Here is a 16,307-nt window from a genome sequence, read left to right as displayed (position 1 = left end):
ACCTCTAATAAAATGAGGAGTATTTAAATCATGGCACCAGCAAATAACTATCAGCCCGTGGGCAGGTTATCCCTGCTGGACCGTTTTTTGACCCTGTGGATCTTCCTGGCCATGGCCTTCGGCGTGGCCCTGGGTTATATCGTACCCGGGGTGGCGGAGGCCTTGAATAAAATGTCTGTGGGAACAACTTCCATCCCCATCGCCATCGGCCTGATCGTCATGATGTACCCGCCCCTGGCCAAGGTCAAGTACGAGGAATTGGGCAAGGTGTTCCGCAACGGCAGAGTTATGGCCCTGTCCCTCGTTCAGAACTGGATTATCGGCCCTATCCTGATGTTTATCCTGGCCATTATCTTTTTACACAATTACCCGGAATACATGGCCGGCCTCATTTTAATCGGCCTGGCGCGATGCATTGCTATGGTCATTGTCTGGAACAGCCTGGCCCGGGGTGATGCCGAGTACGCCGCCGCCCTGGTGGCGCTAAACTCCATCTTCCAGGTTATCTTTTATTCAATTTACGCTTATATTTTCATCACCCTGCTGCCGGCGTGGCTTGGCCTGCAGGGGATGAAAGTCCACGTCTCCATCGGCGAGGTGGCCACCAGCGTGGCCATTTACCTGGGTATCCCCTTCCTGGCCGGCGTTATCACCCGCTTTACCCTCATGCCAGCCAGGGGCAAAGAATGGTACGAGAAAACCTTTGTCCCCAAAATCAGCCCCCTGGCTCTAATCGCCCTGTTATTTACCATTGTCGTTATGTTTTCCCTGAAAGGGCAGTATATCGTCTCTCTACCCATGGATGTGGTCAGGGTAGCCATTCCCCTAATCTGTTATTTTGTCCTCATGTTCTTAATCTCCTTTTTCCTCAGCATGCGGCTGGGGGTCAACTATGAGCAAACCACCACCCTCTCCTTTACGGCCGCCAGCAACAACTTTGAGCTGGCCATAGCCGTGGCCGTGGCCGTCTTCGGCATCAATTCCGGCCAGGCCTTTGCGGCGGTTATCGGGCCCTTGATTGAAGTGCCGGTGATGATCGGCCTGGTGAACGTGGCCTTGAGCTTCCAGCGGCGGTACTATGGAGCTGTACCGAGGAGGAAATAAATAGGAAATAAGACGGGAAATGAAGAGGAAAAGGGAGGCGGTAAGCATTTGCCTCCCTTTTGACATATTACCCTGCGAGGAACCCGGCAGGTAAATTTTGCTTGTTGGTCCCTCCGGAAAGTGTTAAAATAATAGCAGAAAGGAGAGGGGAAGTGATGGCCATGTCGGAAAAAGAGATAATAGAAGGCGCCAGGCAAGAGATTGCCGCGGCTTCGGAAGGCGTGGAACCTAAGATAGCGGAATTCGGTTATTATCACCTTGCCCAGCGGGTGGACAACCTCTCCTTGAGGATAGACAATTTATCCCAGCGTATTGACGGTGTAAAAGATAGTTTAGAGGGAAAAATAGCAGCCCTGGACCAAAGAATAGATATAAAAGTAGCCGAATTGGATAAGAAAATCGATGTAAAACTGGATAATTTACGCCAGGAAATGAAAGAAGGTCTAAACGGGCTGGAAGGCAGGCTAAATCAATCCCGGCAGGAAATGAAAGAAAGTCTAAACGGCCTGGAAAGTAGATTGAATCAAACGCGCCAGGAAATGAAAGAAAGACTGGACAGCATGGAAGACAGATTCAATGAGGTGCGCCGGGAAACTAAAGACGGGCTCAACGGCCTGAAAGGCAGACTGAATCAGTCGCGCCAGGAAATGAAAGAAGATCTTAACCGTTTGGAGAGCAAATCAAACCGATTACGCCAGGAAATGGGAGAAATATATAGCAGGTTTGAGGAAAGGCTGAATTTACTGCATCAGGAATTACATGAGTACAGCAGGAGTCAAAGGAATACTTTAGCCGGTGTGATTATAAGCGCCATTGCTATAATAATAACTGTTTTATTAACAAGCAGGTACGGTTTCTAAACTATATGGCTCAAAAAAAGAGGCAGCTTCCTGCCTCTTTTCAAATACCCACTTCTTATTTTAAATTCCCACTTCTTACTTTGGTCTTACCTGGGTTACTTTTTCCCCTTCTGATTTTCGGGTGCTGGCCCGCTTAAAATATTTTAATTGATGCCCAGGAGGCTTTTCAGCTTGCGGGCCTGGTTGCGGCTCACCGGCACCTCGCTCTGCTGCTTGTCGGCCATTATCAGGGTGTAGGTGCCGTTGAAGAAGGGAACGATTTCCCGCACCCTGGTCAGGTTGACGATATAACAGCGGTGGCAGCGGAAGAAAACCCGGGGGTCCAGGCGGTTTTCCAGTTCTTTGAGGGTAAAACGGGTTAGGTATTGTTCATTTAATGTTTTTAAATAAACATTATCCCCCTGGGTACAGGCATAGATCAGGTCGTTTTGATCCAGGAGGATGGTCTTGCCATCCTTTTCTACCGGCAGGCGGTTGAGGCGGCCCTTGCCGTCGCTGCCGGGACCTGCTTCAGGAGTTGCCGGCTGCTGCTGGCGCTGTTCCACCAGGCGGCGGACTTTATCAATGGCCTGGCGCAGGCGTTTTTCATCGAAGGGCTTTAAAAGGTAATCGACGGCGTTGACTTCAAAGGCCTGCAGGGCGTACTCCTCATAGGCCGTGACAAAGATAATGAAGGGCGGGTTGGGTCGCTTTTGAATAGCCCGGGAGAGTTCCAGGCCGTTCATCCCGGGCATATTGATATCCAGGAAAAGCACCGTGTAATCAAGGGCGCTGACGAGATTCAAAGCCTCCCGGGCATTGGTCGCTTCTCCCACTACTTCCACATCTTTGAACTCCTGGAGCATAAAGCGCAGTTCCTGCCGCGCCGGGTATTCGTCATCCACAATCAGGGCTTTAAGCTTCATTGACTAGCAACTCCTTTGCTGAGGCGTCTTTTACGACTGCCGGCCGGATAACGGGCACCCGCAGGAAAACTGTCGTGCCGTTAGCGTTGCTATCCAGGCGCAAACCGTAATCGGGGCCGTAAAGATTTTGGAAGCGCAGGTTGACGTTACTTAAACCGACGCCGTTACCAGACCCGTATCCTGGCTGGAGAACCAGGGGGATTTTCTCAGGCGGGATACCGACACCGTCATCCTTTACGGTTAAATGGAGCTCATTGCCTGCCAGGCGCCCGGATATTTTGATCATCCCGGGCCCCTCTTTGGGCAACAGGCCGTGGTTGATGGCGTTTTCTACCAGCGGCTGCAGGCTGAGGACAGGAATGTGATAATCCAGCAATTCTACCGGTACGTCCTGGAAGTAGCGGAATTTGCTACCGAAACGGGCCTTTTCCAGGACCAGGTAGGTACGGACACATTCCAGCTCTTCCCGCAAAGTTGTCAGGCTGCCGCGGCGGTTTAAGGTGCGGCGAAAGAGGCTGGCCAGGCGGATCAGCAAGCGGCGGGCCCGCTCCGGGTCGGTACGGCTGAAGCTGATAATGGTATTCAGGGTATTAAAGAAGAAGTGGGGGTTGATCTGGGCGTTCAATGCTTCCAGCCGGGCTTCCGTGAGGAGCTGGCGCTGGCGGTCCAGCTCGGCCAGCTCGATTTGCAGGCTCAAAAGATCGGCCAGGCCAATGGCCAGGCGGATGATCTGGGGCGGGAAGACCCCTTCCCGGGTCTGGTAGAGCTTTAAAGCGCCGACAATTTCCTCCCGGCATTTTAAAGGAACGATAACGGCTGCTTTTAAAGGGCAGTTACAGCCCATATTATACCTGGGGCAGCAGAGCCCCTGGGGGGTATGCACCACCTTCAACTTGCCCGTGGCGATGACTTCTTTCGTGGCTTCCGTTAAGATCCGGTCACCGGCCCGGTGCTGGTCGCAGCCTACCCCCAGGAAGGTCAGGACGTGTTCGCGGTCGGTGATGGCTATGGCCGGGACTTCGGTGATATTCTGGATGATTTCGGCCGTCTTGGCGGCCGTTGCTTCATTTAACCCCCCGCGTAATACCGGCAGGGTCTCATGGGCAATCTGCAGGGTAGAAGCGAAAATACCTTCCGTCCCGCCGATCTCATCCTCTTCTTCCACCGGAGACTGGGTTAATGAGCAAGGGGGCCCCTGGAAAGCTTTTAAAGCCCCTAACCCCAGGGCGTTTGATCCCCCGAAGGCCAGGAAGGCCAGGAAGGGTGAAGCGTGGAAAAGGATGATTGCGGCTATGGTTTCTACCAGGGTCAAAGCAATAAACAGGAGGTAAAATATATAATTCATGGCCATTTCTCCCATCTACCGGCAAGAAAATTAAGAAAGCAGGTACTAATCCTTGTTAATTCCATGCTACAACGAACTGGCTTCTTTGTCAATCAGGGACATCTATAACTGCACTGCCCCAAATATAAAAGGAGAACCCTTCTGTTCACGGGCTCTCCCTTCTCGATGTGGAACCGGCTTTAGCAGCTAGTTCCTCCGAGCTTCCGACCCCCGGCTTCCTCCCTCCGACCTCGGGACTACGCTTCCTCGGCGTAAGCGGCTTTCAGTTTGGCTACCGTTGCCGGGTCGGCCAGGGTGGAGGTGTCCCCCAGGGCGCGGCCTTCGGCAATATCCCTGAGGAGGCGGCGCATGATTTTACCGCTCCTGGTTTTGGGCAATTCGGCGGTGAAAAAAATGGCTTCCGGCCTGGCCAGGGCACCGATCTTTTGTACCACATGTTCCTTCAGTTCCCGGGCCAGAGCGGGGGTGGCCTCGACGCCGTCCTTGACCGTGACGAAGGCCACTATGGCCTGCCCCTTGATTTCATGCTCCCGGCTGATGACGGCCGCTTCGGCAACATCAGGGTGATCCACTAGGGCGCTTTCCACTTCCATGGTGCCGATGCGGTGGCCGGAGACGTTAATGACGTCATCCACCCGGCCCAGGAGCCAGAAGTAGCCGTCTTCATCTACGCGGGCGCCGTCGCCGGTAAAGTAATAGCCAGGGATGCGGTTCCAGTACTGGTTGACATAGCGTTCGGGGTCGTTGAAGATGGTGCGCATCATGGCCGGCCAGGGTTTTTTAATGACCAGGTAGCCGCCTTTACCTGGTGGTACCGGTTCGCCCCGGTCGTCGACTACCGCTGCTTCTACCCCCGGGAAGGGCCGGAAGGCTGAGCCGGGTTTCAAGGGGGTCAAGCCCGGCAGGGGGGTGATGAGGATCATCCCGGTTTCCGTCTGCCACCAGGTATCGACAATGGGGCAGCGGCGGTGGCCGATATAGTTGTAGTACCACATCCAGGCCTCGGGGTTAATGGGCTCACCGACTGTTCCCAGTAGCCTCAGGGAGGAGAGGTCGTGCCGGGCCGGGTAGGCCGGGCCGGCGCGCATAAAGGAGCGGATGGCCGTGGGAGCGGTATAAAAAATGGTAACACCGTATTTCTCAATAATCTGCCAGTAACGGTCCGGCTGGGGGTAGTCGGGGCTGCCCTCATACATGAGAACGGTGGCCCCGTTGGCCAGGGGACCGTAGACGACGTAGCTGTGGCCGGTAATCCAGCCGATGTCGGCAGTACACCAGTAGACGTCTTCATCTTTTAGGTCGAAGACGTAACGGGAGGTAGTGGCAACGCCAACCAGGTAGCCGGCAGTGGTATGGACAACTCCCTTTGGTTTACCAGTGGTGCCACTTGTATGCAGGATAAAGAGAGGATCTTCAGCCTCCATATGTTCCGGCGGGGTATAGAGAGGAGCGGCGGCCATGAGTTCATGCCACCAGAGGTCCCGGCCCGGCTGCATATTTACCCTTTCCCCGGTGCGTTTGGTAACGATGACTTTCTCGATAGTAGGGGTCTCGGCCAGGGCGGTATCGGCGTGTTCCTTTAAAGCAACTACCCTGCCTTTACGGAAGCCGCCATCGGCGGTGATCAGCACTTTGGCGCCTATATCATTAATCCGGTCCCGCAGGGCGGCAGCGCTAAAACCGCCGAAGACCACGTTGTGGACGGCGCCAATGCGGGTGCAGGCCAGCATGGCAATTGGCAGTTCCGGGATCATGGGTAGATAGATGGTTACCCGGTCATTCCGCCTGACCCCCAGGGAACGTAAGCACGCTGCGAACTTGTTGACTTCCCGGTAGAGGTCGCGGTAGGTAAGGACGACAGAATCCCCAGGTTCCCCTTCCCAGATAAGGGCCGCCTTATTGCGGCGCCAGGTTTCCAGGTGCCGGTCCAGGCAGTTGTACGAAACGTTGAGGGTGCCGCCGTTAAACCACCAGGCCAGGGGATATTCCCACTCCAGCACCCGGTCCCAGGGCCGGAACCAGTGGAGTTGAGCAGCTTCCCTGGCCCAGAATTTTTCCATATCTTCGCCTTCCTTATATATTCCGGCGTCCCTGGCATTGGCTGCAGCGGCAAAGGCCGGCGGGGGAGGGAAAGTGCGGTTTTCTTTTAACAGTGTTTCGATGGTCCTGGTGTCTTTACTCATGGTTTTCACTCCCTTCCTGTGTTTCTATCTTAAGCGGGAAAGCAAGAAAAATAAAGGCTTTGGGCGCCAAAGGTCGTCTCGCCGGTCTTAGTGGTAGGCAAAGAGGTTTAAGCAGCTTTGGGAAAAAAGGGGCAAAATTTGCAGGAGGTTTTTCACCATTATTGCCGAATAAAGCAAAAGGGAATTAAGCAGCAGTAAAATGGTTAGGATGGGATTATGGCAAGCCTTGGCATTGACATTATTGAAATTGAGCGCCTGGAAAGGGCTTTAAAGCGCCACCCGCGTTTGTTAGCCAGGTTATTTACGGCAGCGGAACAGGAGTACTGTAGCAGCCGGCACCGTCCCGGGGCTTCTCTGGCCGCCCGTTTTGCCGCCAAAGAGGCGGTAATGAAGGCCCTGGGGGTGGGATTGGGTAGTTGTTCCTTCCGGGACATTGAGATTAGCCGGGAAGAGGGCGGGCGGCCCCGGGTAGTGCTTTATGGCCGGGCCAGGGAACTGGCCCGCGAGGTGGGAGCCGGCACCATAATCGTTAGCCTGTCCCACTGCCAGGCCTATGCCACGGCAGTAGCCCTGGCTTTGGAAGAGTAGTCCCGCGGGGCTGGCGCCCCAACCACGAAACCATGAAAATTAAGGGCTGGCTTTAGTTTGGAGCGAACGAAAACAAAGCCGGCCCGCGCAGAAGCTATTTTGAAAGAGGGATGAGCCATGTACCTGGTAACGGCCGCGGAAATGGGGCAGCTGGACCGCCTGGCTTCCAGCGAGTACCTGGTGCCCAGCATTGTGCTCATGGAAAATGCGGGCTTGAGGGTAGTGGAATCCATCCGGCGCCATTTTCAAGACCGGGTGAAGAACCGCCGGGTGTTAATCTTCTGCGGCAAAGGTAATAACGGTGGCGACGGCCTGGTGGTGGCCCGCCATCTTTTAAACCAGGGGGCGGAGGTCAAGGTCTTCCTCCTGGCCCGGCCGGAAGACCTGCGCGGCGATGCCCGCACCAATTTAGAGATATACCAGAAAATGGGTGGCCGTATCTTCCCCCTCCTGGGGGAAAGCCACCTCCAGCGGGCTGACATCGCCCTCCTTTATGCCGACCTGGTGGTAGACGCCATTTTTGGTACCGGTTTTAAGGGAGCAGCTATGGGCTTACCGGCAGCCGTCATTACCATGATCAATAAAGCCCACCGGGATACAGTGGCCGTTGACCTGCCCTCCGGCCTGGAAGCCGATACCGGCCGGGCCTTTGGCCCCTGCATTCAGGCTACCTGGACCGTAACCTTTGCCCTGCCCAAACTGGGCCTGGTCGTCGAGCCGGGGGCGAGCTACACCGGCCGCCTGGAGGTGGCCGACATAGGCATCCCCCAGAAACTCATTGACAGCCAGCGCTTTAACCTGCACCTGCTGACGCCGGCCTGGTGCCGTTCTTGCTTGCCCAAACGGGAGGCCAGCGGTCACAAGGGCCTTTACGGCCATGTCCTGGCCGTGGGCGGTTCACCGGGCCTGACCGGGGCCATTGCCTTGGCGGCCACGGCCGCTTTAAGGGCCGGGGCCGGCCTGGTAACGGCGGCCGTACCCCGCGGTGTCCACGGGATCCTGGAAATGAAGACGACGGAAGTCATGACCTGTCCCTTGCCGGAAACACCTGGCGGATACTTAAGCCGGGAGGCCCTGGACCCCATCGTGGAACGCCTGGCGGCATGTGACGTCCTGGCCCTTGGCCCCGGCCTTTCCCGGGACCCGGCAACTGTGGAACTGGTAAAGGAGCTCCTACCCCGCCTTAAAGTTCCGGCGGTGGTCGATGCCGATGCCCTCAACGCCCTGGCAACAGATACCAGTATCCTTACCGGTGATCACGGTCCCCTGGTTCTGACACCCCATCCGGGGGAGATGGCGCGCCTGGTGGGGACAACGGCGGCCAGAGTCCAGGAAGACCGCCTGGAGATAGCCAGGAAGTACGCCCGGGAATGGCAGGTGGTTCTCCTCCTTAAAGGCGCCCGGACCATAATTGCCTGGCCTGACGGGCAGGCCTACATTAATCCTACCGGGAATTCCGGCATGGCTACCGCCGGCAGCGGTGATGTCCTGACGGGGATTATAGCCGGCCTTATGGCCCAGGGGCTGGAGCCCGGGGTGGCTGCGGCCCTGGGGGCCTTCTTGCATGGAGCGGCCGGGGACGAGGCGCGGGCCAGCCTGGGCCAGCATGCTCTCCTGGCGGGAGATTTGTTAAACTTTTTACCAGCGGTTTGCCGCAATTTGGAGGTGGAGGCCGGTGTCACGGCCGGTTTGGGCCGAGATTGATTTGGATGCGATCGCCCACAATGTCCGCACCATTAAAAAAATACTAGCTCCCCAAACAGAGATTATGGCTATTGTTAAGGCCAACGCTTACGGCCACGGGGCCGTACCGGTAGCCAGGACGGCCCTGGCCAACGGGGCCACCTGGCTGGGAGTGGCCACGCTAGATGAAGCCCTGGCTTTACGGGAGGAGGGTATTACAGCCCCTGTGCTTATTTTAGGCTATACCCCGGCCGAAGATGCCGGCCGGGTGGTGGCCGCGGACCTGTCCCAGACGGTCTTTAGCCTGGAACAGGCCCGGGCCCTGAATGCAGCCGCCGCTGCTGCTGGTACCCGGGCGCGGCTGCATTTAAAAATTGATACCGGCATGGGACGGCTGGGTTTTTTGCCTGATCGAGCTGTAGCGGCGGCTCTGGCCATAGCCGGATTGCCCCACGTCCGGCTGGAAGGCATATTTACCCATTTTGCCGCTGCCGATGCAGCCGATAAAACCTATACCAGGCGGCAACTGGCCCTGTTTCAAGGGGTAATTACCGACCTGGAGCAACAGGGCATAACCTTCCCCTGGCGCCATGCGGCCAACAGCGGGGCCATTATCGACTTGCCGGAAACCCATTTCAACCTGGTGCGGGCGGGCCTCATTCTTTATGGCCATTATCCTTCCCCGGAGGTCCAGAGGGAGCGCCTGGATCTACGCCCGGCCATGACCTTAAAGACCAGGGTCGTCCTGGTGAAGGAGGTGCCGGCCGGGTCGTTTATTAGCTACGGCTGCACCTACTGTACGCCTGCCCCCGCCAGGGTAGCGACTTTGCCGGTGGGCTACGCTGACGGCTACTCGCGCCTCCTTTCCAACCGGGCGGAAGTATTAATCCGGGGCCGGCGGGCGCCGGTCATTGGCCGGGTCTGCATGGACCAGTGTATGATAGACGTCACGGCTATACCAGAAGCCCGCGCCGGTGATGAAGTTGTCCTTTTCGGCCGCCAGGGAGAGCAGCTTTTACCGGTGGAGGAAGTAGCTGCCTGGATGGGAACGATAAACTATGAGATCCTTTGCCTGATTTCCGGGAGGGTACCGCGGGTATATAAGCAAAGTTAAAAAATGGCCGTTAAAATGATTTCTCCCGGCCTTGCGCTGGTAATCCTTTACCGCTATAATTGGTTATATCATGACAGCAATATTATTTGAGAAGTTTAGTTGCCTCTCCATTTCTAACTTCTCATTTCTCACATCCAATATAGGGGGTGCCTTTTCTTGCCGGGTGTCAAGCGGATCATGATCAGTCTACCGGAAAGCCTCCTGGCCGAGGTTGACGGCCTGGCGACCCTGGAAAGGCGTAATAGGAGTGAATTTATTCGCGAAGCCATGAAACTATATATTACCGAGCGTAAACGCCGCAATATCCGGGAGCAAATGAAACGGGGCTACCAGGAAATGGCGTCAATCAATCTGGCCCTTGCGGTGGAAAACTATGATGTAGAAAATGAAGCCCAGAGATACTACGATGACAGGCTGGCGGAGTGTAAATAAAATGTTGGTTCGTCGTGGAGACGTCTTTTATGCCCATTTAAATCCGGTGGTCGGTTCCGAACAAGGAGGAACGCGGCCGGTACTCATCATCCAGAATGACATTGGCAATCAGTACAGCCCTACCACCATTGTCGCCGCTATCACTTCCCAGATTGCCAAGGCCAAACTACCTACCCACGTGGAAATCAGCGCTGCCAGGAGCGGCCTGGAACGGGATTCGGTTATCCTCCTGGAACAAATCCGCACCATTGATAAAAGCCGCCTCAAGCAAAAGGTAGCCGTCCTTGATGAAGAAACCCTGGAAAAGGTCAACCGGGCCATTGAGATCAGCCTGGGTTTGATAGAGCTATAGTTTGGGGAGAGGAAGTTACGGGGGAAGATTTATGGCTGCGCCGAGAATAGGGGTTACTTGTGACCTGGAGCGTGACCGGGAACGCGTTTTTTTACGGGCGGCCTACCTCCAGGCTATTACTGCCGCCGGGGGCCTGCCGGTGCTCTTACCGCCGGTAAACCCGGAACTGGTGGCAGGTTACCTGGCAATAATTGATGGCTTGCTTTTAACGGGTGGCGGTGATATTAAGCCTTCTTTTTTTAACGCCCGGCCGGAAGCTACGCTGTATAAAGTCCTGCCGGAGCGGGATGCCTTTGAGCTGGCCCTTACCCGCGCCGCCCTGGCGGCGGGAATGCCCATCCTCGCCATTTGCCGGGGCATCCAGGTACTTAATGTAGCTGCCGGGGGTGACCTGTACCAGGACATCAAAAGGGAAGTTCCAGGTGCCTTGGAACACAACCAGGCCGGGCCTAGAGAGCAACCCGGCCATGATATTAAGGTTATACCAGGCACCAGGCTGGCGGGAATTTTCGGGCCTACGGCGCGGGTCAACAGCCTGCACCACCAGGCAGTCCGCCGGGTGGGTAAGGGTTTAAGGGTGAGTGCCGTGGCTCCTGATGGCCTGATCGAGGCCCTGGAAGGTGAGGGGAAGGTAGCGGTAATTGGCGTCCAGTGGCACCCTGAGGATTTATTTTGTCACGACCGGCGGCAAAAAGAGCTATTTGAAAATTTTGTCGAACAAGCCCGGGGCAATAACATCTAACACATTATTTTCCATAGTTGCAGGAAATAGGTCATTACCTGTCGAATAAATTAATGATAGGGGAAGTAATTTTCCATGTAAGCCGGAGGATGTATAGGCCTTGCCAAGGATACTCATTGTTGATGACCAGCACGGGGTGCGTACCTTATTGCAGCTTGCTTTTCAGGAAGAAGGCTACCAGGTTGCTACGGCCATTAACGGGCGGGATGCCTTGCGCCAGGTAGAGCGCTGGCGGCCGGATGTAGTGGTGATGGATGTTAGGATGCCCATCATGGGCGGGCTGGAAGCCCTACCACGGATCAAGGCCCTGGCCCCGCATACAGCAGTAATTATCATGTCGGCTTACGTTGATGCAGCGACGCTGCCGGAAGTCTGGCACCTGGGGGCCAGTGATTTTATCTACAAGCCCTTTGACCTGGAAGAATTAAAAGCCAGGGTGAGGGCACTCTTACCCGGGGAAGAAGCGGATTGCAGGAAACTGGCACCGTAATAACGAAGTATAAAAGCCGCCTGCGTATTACGGCAGGTGGCTTTTAGACTTCCTGGAGGAGGACAAAATGATGGCTCCATGGGACCTGTACGTCATTATTACTACCAACCTGGGCGGGGGCCGGCCAACCCTGGAACTGGTGCGCCAGGCCCTGGCCGGCGGGGCGACAGCCATCCAGCTGCGGGAAAAAGACCTGCCGGCCCGGGAGCTGGTAGAGCTGGGCCGGGAGATCCGGCAGCTTACCCGTGCTGCCGGGGCTACCTTTATCGTTAACGACCGCCTGGATGTAGCCCTGGCCGTAGAGGCCGACGGCGTGCATATCGGCCAGGAGGATTTGCCGGCCAGGGTAGCCCGGGAGCTTTTGGGCCCGGGAAAAATCCTGGGGGTATCAACGGGGACGGTACTTGAGGCCCGGCAGGCAGTTGCGGATGGTGCGGATTACCTGGGCGTTGGCAGCATCTACGCTACTAGAAGTAAAGAAGATGCCGGCGAGCCCATCGGCCTGGCGGGATTAAAGGCCATCCGGGCCGCAGTCACTGTGCCACTTGTCGCCATAGGCGGCATCAATAGCAACAACGCTGCTGAGGTTATTGCGGCTGGAGCCGACGGCGTGGCCGTCGTCTCGGCGGTGATCGGTGCTCCGGACGTGGCCGCTGCCGCCCGGGAATTGCTGGCCGCCGTCAGGCGGGCCCGGCACTAGTATATAGATGCTATGCGGCAGTGCCAGGCCAGCCAGGAATAGTAATTACGTGGCAGGATTATCGCCGGAAAGGTAGAAGTAAGGTATTGGGTGTTGCTTGATGGACTTGGAAGCCCTGCGACAGAAGGCCGTGGCCTGCCGGGGATGCAGCTTAAGGCAACGGGCCAGGCAGGTGGTCTTTGGTGAAGGGAACCCCCGGGCCGGCTTAATGCTGGTGGGGGAGGGCCCCGGGGCCCAGGAGGACGAACTGGGGCGACCCTTTGTCGGCCCTGCCGGAGAGCTTCTCGACCGCATCCTGGTTGCTGCCGGCTTTAAACGGGAAGAATTATATATAACCAATGTCGTTAAATGCCGGCCGCCGGGTAACCGCCAGCCAGATGCCTCCGAAATACAGGCCTGCCGGCCAATCCTGGAGGCCCAGATTAAACTTATTAAGCCTAAAATTATCGTCTGCCTGGGGGCTGTGGCTACCCGGACTTTAATTGCCCCCGGGGCCAGCATCACCCGGTTGCGGGGCCGGTGGATTGCCAGGGATGGTATTCGTTACCTGCCCACCTTTCACCCTGCAGCCCTGCTCAGGGATGCTGCAAAAAAACGGCCAGTCTGGGAGGATTTTAAAAGTTTGCGGGACGTTTACCGCGCCTTGCAGGCGGAACAACTGTCCCTGGAGTTTGAGCAGTGAACGGGCGAGACTCGCAATAGAATGACTGAATGGTGACTGCTGTGCAAATACGGTTAAAGGATGCCGGGGCTACCAGGGAGCTGGGCCGGGTCCTGGGCAGGCTTTTAGGTCCGGGAGATGTTGTTATCCTCACCGGGGAACTGGGAGCCGGCAAGACCACCCTGGCCCAGGGCCTGGCTCAAGGCCTGGGGGTGAGCGGTACGGTTACCAGTCCCACCTTTACCCTGATCCAGGAACACCAGGGCCGCCTTCCCTTTTATCATATTGATGTGTACCGCCTGGAAGACCCGGAGGCTGCCCTGGAATTGGGGCTGGAGGAATATTTTTACGGCCAGGGAGTGACGCTGGTTGAGTGGGGGGAGCGCCTAGAGGAACTTTTACCCCCGGAGTACCTGGAGGTTTGCCTGGAGTATGATGCCACGGCAGGCCGCCGCGCCACCCTGACGGCCAGGGGGCAGCATTATGCCCGTATCCTGGAGGAGTTGAAACAAATTGCTGGTCCTGGGGCTTGACAGTGCCACCCAGGTTGCCGGGGTGGCTTTAATCGATGGCGACCGGCTGGTAGCCGAATTGTTTTTCAATACCCGCAAAAACCACTCCCAGCGCCTGTTACCCATGATCGCTACCTTGCTCCGTGAGGCCGGGGTGAAACTTGCCGATCTTGACGGCCTGGCCGTGGCCCTGGGGCCGGGGTCCTTTACAGGCTTACGCATTGGCCTGGCTACAGTCAAAGGCCTGGCCCACGCGGCGCAAAAACCGGTGGCCGGTATCCCCACCCTGGATGGCCTGGCCTGGAACGCCTGGGAGGTACCGGGGCTGGTTTGTCCGGTGCTCTATGCGCGCCGCCAGGAGGTATATACGGCCCTTTACCGCTGGCAGGAGGGAGAATTATGCCGTTTAACGCCATATCAGGCCCTGGATCCTTACTCGCTGGTCGACTCATTAAAATCCTCCACTATGCCGGTCTACTTTTTAGGCGATGGGGTAGCACCCTACTGGGAAGTATGGCAGCAGCTGGGCACCAGGGCCCGCTTTCTTCCCTCCACCAGCACCTTGCCGCGGGCGGCGCAGATAGCCAGGTTGGGGCGGGAACGCCTCCTGGCCGGGAAGGAGGACGACCTTTTCCAGTTAAAGCCACTTTACCTCCGCCCGTCACCGGCGGAGAGGCAGGCCCAGTTGAAGTGCAAATCCTGCCCATGACCAGCGAATACCTGGACGGGGTGCTGGCCATTGAAAGGGTTTCCTTTCCTACCCCCTGGACGCGCCACTCCTTCTTAAATGAGATATATAACAACAATTTCGCCTATTATTATGTAGCCCTGGCCGGCCGGCAGGTTATCGGCTATGCCGGGATGTGGATTATCCTTGATGAAGCCCATATTACCAATGTGGCCGTTCACCCCCACTACCGCGGCCGGCACCTGGGGGAACTGCTCCTCAAGGTCCTGATGCAGGAGGCCGTGCGCCTGGGCGCCGACAGGATGACCCTGGAGGTAAGGGTTTCCAACCGGCCGGCCCAGCGCCTTTATGAACGCCTTGGCTTCTTCCGCGCCGGGGTACGTAAAGGTTATTATAACGATAATCGCGAAGACGCCATCATTATGTGGAAACATTTCTTTGAGGAGAATGGCCTTGGAACCAGCAACTACTATTCTGGCCATTGAAACTTCCTGTGACGAGACGGCGGCAGCCATCGTTATTAATGGTACTGAGGTACGGGCCAATATCATTGCTTCCCAGATTGCTACCCACCGTCGTTTTGGCGGGGTAGTGCCGGAGATTGCCTCCCGGCATCACATGGAAAATATCGTCCCGGTAGTGGCCGAAGCCCTGGCCGCCGCCGGCCTGTCCTTCACCGACCTGGATGCCGTGGCTGTTACCTATGGGCCCGGCCTGGTGGGGGCTTTGCTGGTGGGCCTGGCCTACGCCAAAAGCCTGGCCTATGCCCTGGATAAACCCCTCATCGGTGTCCACCACCTGCTGGGCCACATCTATGCCGGATTTTTGCAGTACCCCCATTTACCCCTGCCGGCCGCCTGCCTGGTGGTATCTGGCGGCCATACCAGCCTGGTCTACCTGGAAAGCCATACCTCCCGGCGCATCCTGGGGGCTACCCGGGACGACGCGGCCGGGGAAGCCTTTGATAAAGTGGCCCGGGTACTGGGCCTGCCCTACCCGGGCGGCCCTGAGCTAGAAAAGCTGGCCCGGCAAGGCAATCCCCGGGCCATCAATTTCCCCCGGGCCTGGCTGGAAGAAGGTAGCTTGGACTTCAGCTTCAGCGGCCTGAAGTCCGCGGTAATCAATTACCTCCACCATGCCCGGCAAACCGGTACGGAGGTTAACCGGGCCGATGTAGCGGCCAGTTTCCAGGCTGCGGTGGTCGAGGTCCTGGTAACGAAGACCATCCAGGCAGCCAGGCGCACGGCTACCCGTTCCATCCTCCTGGCCGGGGGTGTGGCGGCCAATAGCTCTTTACGCCAGGAGTTGGCGGCAGCAGGCCGGGAGGCAGGTCTGCCCGTTTTTTGCCCGTCACCTGCCTTATGCACCGATAATGCCGCCATGATAGCCTGCGCCGCCTACTACCAGTACCTGCGCCGGGACTTTGCCCCCCTGGATTTAAACGCTATCCCCGATTTACCCCTTTATTAAATTATAATGTAACCTACCCAACAACCGGTACTTGTATTAATGTTGCTGATGCAGCACATTTCTGTTTAGACTAAAGTTAGCAGAAAGGGAGCTGGAGAAAATTGTGATTGGAGAGAAGACGGGGGCATATGCTGGGGTTTTGGCAGGGAGCCGCGGAGAGCTGTTGGCCGTGCGAGAAATAACTCCCGCGAAATTTCTGGTGGTAGTGTATAGGGAAACAAGTTCTAATGACGGCTTCATCATAACAGCATTCCTGACACGGAAGGTTGGGCAACTAGAGAAGAGGGTTACATCTAAACGGGGGTGGGTCCCTTTCTGGTTACCACAGTGGTCCCCTTTTCGATTGCCACAAACATTTATGGGAGCGTTTCGACTTCTCATTGCTCATCGCTCCGGCTGATATTAAACGCATGTTTTCTAAAAGTAGCCCTTGTCATTTGGTGCAAAAGTTTAATTTTTGCTGCAGGTTAGAACATTT

General features: G+C 56.6%; 18 protein-coding genes. 15 read left to right on the top strand and 3 right to left on the bottom strand.

Annotation, left to right across the window (positions count from 1 at the left end; all coding sequences use genetic code 11):
* Nucleotides 1-30: 30 nt before the first annotated feature.
* Together arsB and MOMUL_RS00580 are read left to right on the top strand one after the other, a co-directional pair.
* Nucleotides 31-1,104, top strand: a complete 1,074-nt coding sequence (gene arsB, locus MOMUL_RS00585) for an ACR3 family arsenite efflux transporter (RefSeq protein ID WP_062280191.1) — start codon at nucleotides 31-33, stop codon at nucleotides 1,102-1,104.
* Between the two features lie 155 nt (nucleotides 1,105-1,259).
* Nucleotides 1,260-1,964, top strand: a complete 705-nt coding sequence (locus tag MOMUL_RS00580; RefSeq protein ID WP_062280188.1) for a hypothetical protein — start codon at nucleotides 1,260-1,262, stop codon at nucleotides 1,962-1,964.
* A gap of 143 nt (nucleotides 1,965-2,107) precedes the next feature.
* Here MOMUL_RS00580 and MOMUL_RS00575 read toward each other — a convergent pair whose 3' ends face one another.
* From MOMUL_RS00575 to acs, 3 genes are all read right to left on the bottom strand, one after another.
* On the bottom strand, nucleotides 2,108-2,869 hold the full coding sequence (locus MOMUL_RS00575) for a LytR/AlgR family response regulator transcription factor (protein ID WP_062280184.1): 762 nt from the start codon (nucleotides 2,867-2,869) through the stop codon (nucleotides 2,108-2,110).
* Nucleotides 2,859-4,214, bottom strand: a complete 1,356-nt coding sequence (locus tag MOMUL_RS00570) for a histidine kinase (RefSeq protein WP_062280181.1) — start codon at nucleotides 4,212-4,214, stop codon at nucleotides 2,859-2,861. The genes MOMUL_RS00575 and MOMUL_RS00570 overlap by 11 nt, the downstream gene beginning before the upstream one ends.
* Nucleotides 4,215-4,450: 236 nt before the next feature.
* Nucleotides 4,451-6,397: an acetate--CoA ligase gene (acs, locus tag MOMUL_RS00565; RefSeq protein ID WP_062280178.1), complete on the bottom strand. Its 1,947-nt coding sequence runs from the start codon at nucleotides 6,395-6,397 to the stop codon at nucleotides 4,451-4,453.
* A gap of 216 nt (nucleotides 6,398-6,613) precedes the next feature.
* Here acs and acpS point away from each other — a divergent pair, with 216 nt between their 5' ends.
* From acpS to tsaD, 13 genes are all read left to right on the top strand, one after another.
* Nucleotides 6,614-6,985, top strand: coding sequence for a holo-ACP synthase (gene acpS / locus MOMUL_RS00560; protein WP_064774280.1), 372 nt, complete (start codon nucleotides 6,614-6,616; stop codon nucleotides 6,983-6,985).
* 117 nt (nucleotides 6,986-7,102) lie between these two features.
* Nucleotides 7,103-8,689: a bifunctional ADP-dependent NAD(P)H-hydrate dehydratase/NAD(P)H-hydrate epimerase gene (locus MOMUL_RS00555; protein ID WP_062280173.1), complete on the top strand. Its 1,587-nt coding sequence runs from the start codon at nucleotides 7,103-7,105 to the stop codon at nucleotides 8,687-8,689.
* Complete coding sequence (gene alr / locus MOMUL_RS00550; RefSeq protein ID WP_062280170.1) at nucleotides 8,661-9,782, top strand: alanine racemase; 1,122 nt, start codon at nucleotides 8,661-8,663, stop codon at nucleotides 9,780-9,782. Before MOMUL_RS00555 ends, alr begins: the two co-directional genes overlap by 29 nt.
* A 156-nt stretch (nucleotides 9,783-9,938) precedes the next feature.
* Nucleotides 9,939-10,214, top strand: coding sequence for a CopG family ribbon-helix-helix protein (locus MOMUL_RS00545; RefSeq protein ID WP_106007067.1), 276 nt, complete (start codon nucleotides 9,939-9,941; stop codon nucleotides 10,212-10,214).
* A gap of 1 nt (nucleotide 10,215) precedes the next feature.
* Nucleotides 10,216-10,566, top strand: a complete 351-nt coding sequence (locus MOMUL_RS00540) for a type II toxin-antitoxin system PemK/MazF family toxin (RefSeq protein ID WP_054938113.1) — start codon at nucleotides 10,216-10,218, stop codon at nucleotides 10,564-10,566.
* A 31-nt stretch (nucleotides 10,567-10,597) separates the two neighbouring features.
* Nucleotides 10,598-11,308, top strand: coding sequence for a gamma-glutamyl-gamma-aminobutyrate hydrolase family protein (locus MOMUL_RS00535; protein WP_062280167.1), 711 nt, complete (start codon nucleotides 10,598-10,600; stop codon nucleotides 11,306-11,308).
* Between the two features lie 100 nt (nucleotides 11,309-11,408).
* Entirely contained in the window at nucleotides 11,409-11,798 is a 390-nt protein-coding gene (locus MOMUL_RS00530) for a response regulator (RefSeq protein ID WP_062280164.1), read from the top strand.
* Nucleotides 11,799-11,868: 70 nt separating this feature from the next.
* Nucleotides 11,869-12,498, top strand: a complete 630-nt coding sequence (gene thiE, locus MOMUL_RS00525; RefSeq protein WP_062280161.1) for a thiamine phosphate synthase — start codon at nucleotides 11,869-11,871, stop codon at nucleotides 12,496-12,498.
* A gap of 100 nt (nucleotides 12,499-12,598) precedes the next feature.
* Nucleotides 12,599-13,180 (top strand): uracil-DNA glycosylase, encoded by a 582-nt coding sequence (locus tag MOMUL_RS00520; RefSeq protein WP_062280158.1) that lies wholly within the window; start codon nucleotides 12,599-12,601, stop codon nucleotides 13,178-13,180.
* 29 nt (nucleotides 13,181-13,209) lie between these two features.
* Nucleotides 13,210-13,692 carry a tRNA (adenosine(37)-N6)-threonylcarbamoyltransferase complex ATPase subunit type 1 TsaE gene (tsaE, locus tag MOMUL_RS00515; RefSeq protein ID WP_062280156.1) on the top strand — a complete coding sequence of 161 codons (483 nt, stop codon included), beginning with the start codon at nucleotides 13,210-13,212 and terminating at the stop codon, nucleotides 13,690-13,692.
* A complete protein-coding gene (gene tsaB / locus MOMUL_RS00510) occupies nucleotides 13,673-14,380 on the top strand; it encodes a tRNA (adenosine(37)-N6)-threonylcarbamoyltransferase complex dimerization subunit type 1 TsaB (RefSeq protein ID WP_054938107.1) in 708 nt (235 codons plus the stop codon). Before tsaE ends, tsaB begins: the two co-directional genes overlap by 20 nt.
* Complete coding sequence (gene rimI / locus MOMUL_RS00505) at nucleotides 14,377-14,844, top strand: ribosomal protein S18-alanine N-acetyltransferase (protein ID WP_054938211.1); 468 nt, start codon at nucleotides 14,377-14,379, stop codon at nucleotides 14,842-14,844. The genes tsaB and rimI overlap by 4 nt, the downstream gene beginning before the upstream one ends.
* Complete coding sequence (tsaD, locus tag MOMUL_RS00500) at nucleotides 14,807-15,829, top strand: tRNA (adenosine(37)-N6)-threonylcarbamoyltransferase complex transferase subunit TsaD (protein ID WP_062280153.1); 1,023 nt, start codon at nucleotides 14,807-14,809, stop codon at nucleotides 15,827-15,829. Before rimI ends, tsaD begins: the two co-directional genes overlap by 38 nt.
* Nucleotides 15,830-16,307 lie beyond the last annotated feature (478 nt).

Origin of the sequence: Moorella mulderi DSM 14980, assembly GCF_001594015.1 — a bacterium.
Lineage (GTDB): Bacteria > Bacillota > DSM-521 > Neomoorellales > Neomoorellaceae > Neomoorella > Neomoorella mulderi.
The sequence above is the reverse complement of the archived record's forward strand: the minus strand, read 5'-3'. Positions and strand labels throughout refer to the sequence as shown.

Coding starts and splice junctions, on each gene's coding strand:
- arsB (WP_062280191.1), top strand. CDS start 31: ATGGCACCAGCAAATAACTATCAGCCCGTGGGCAGGTTATCCCTGCTG.
- MOMUL_RS00555 (WP_062280173.1), top strand. CDS start 7,103: ATGTACCTGGTAACGGCCGCGGAAATGGGGCAGCTGGACCGCCTGGCT.
- MOMUL_RS00540 (WP_054938113.1), top strand. CDS start 10,216: ATGTTGGTTCGTCGTGGAGACGTCTTTTATGCCCATTTAAATCCGGTG.
- MOMUL_RS00520 (WP_062280158.1), top strand. CDS start 12,599: ATGGACTTGGAAGCCCTGCGACAGAAGGCCGTGGCCTGCCGGGGATGC.
- tsaE (WP_062280156.1), top strand. CDS start 13,210: ATGGTGACTGCTGTGCAAATACGGTTAAAGGATGCCGGGGCTACCAGG.
- thiE (WP_062280161.1), top strand. CDS start 11,869: ATGGCTCCATGGGACCTGTACGTCATTATTACTACCAACCTGGGCGGG.
- MOMUL_RS00535 (WP_062280167.1), top strand. CDS start 10,598: ATGGCTGCGCCGAGAATAGGGGTTACTTGTGACCTGGAGCGTGACCGG.
- acpS (WP_064774280.1), top strand. CDS start 6,614: ATGGCAAGCCTTGGCATTGACATTATTGAAATTGAGCGCCTGGAAAGG.
- MOMUL_RS00570 (WP_062280181.1), bottom strand. CDS start 4,214: ATGAATTATATATTTTACCTCCTGTTTATTGCTTTGACCCTGGTAGAA.
- MOMUL_RS00580 (WP_062280188.1), top strand. CDS start 1,260: ATGGCCATGTCGGAAAAAGAGATAATAGAAGGCGCCAGGCAAGAGATT.
- acs (WP_062280178.1), bottom strand. CDS start 6,397: ATGAGTAAAGACACCAGGACCATCGAAACACTGTTAAAAGAAAACCGC.
- MOMUL_RS00575 (WP_062280184.1), bottom strand. CDS start 2,869: ATGAAGCTTAAAGCCCTGATTGTGGATGACGAATACCCGGCGCGGCAG.
- rimI (WP_054938211.1), top strand. CDS start 14,377: ATGACCAGCGAATACCTGGACGGGGTGCTGGCCATTGAAAGGGTTTCC.
- tsaD (WP_062280153.1), top strand. CDS start 14,807: ATGGCCTTGGAACCAGCAACTACTATTCTGGCCATTGAAACTTCCTGT.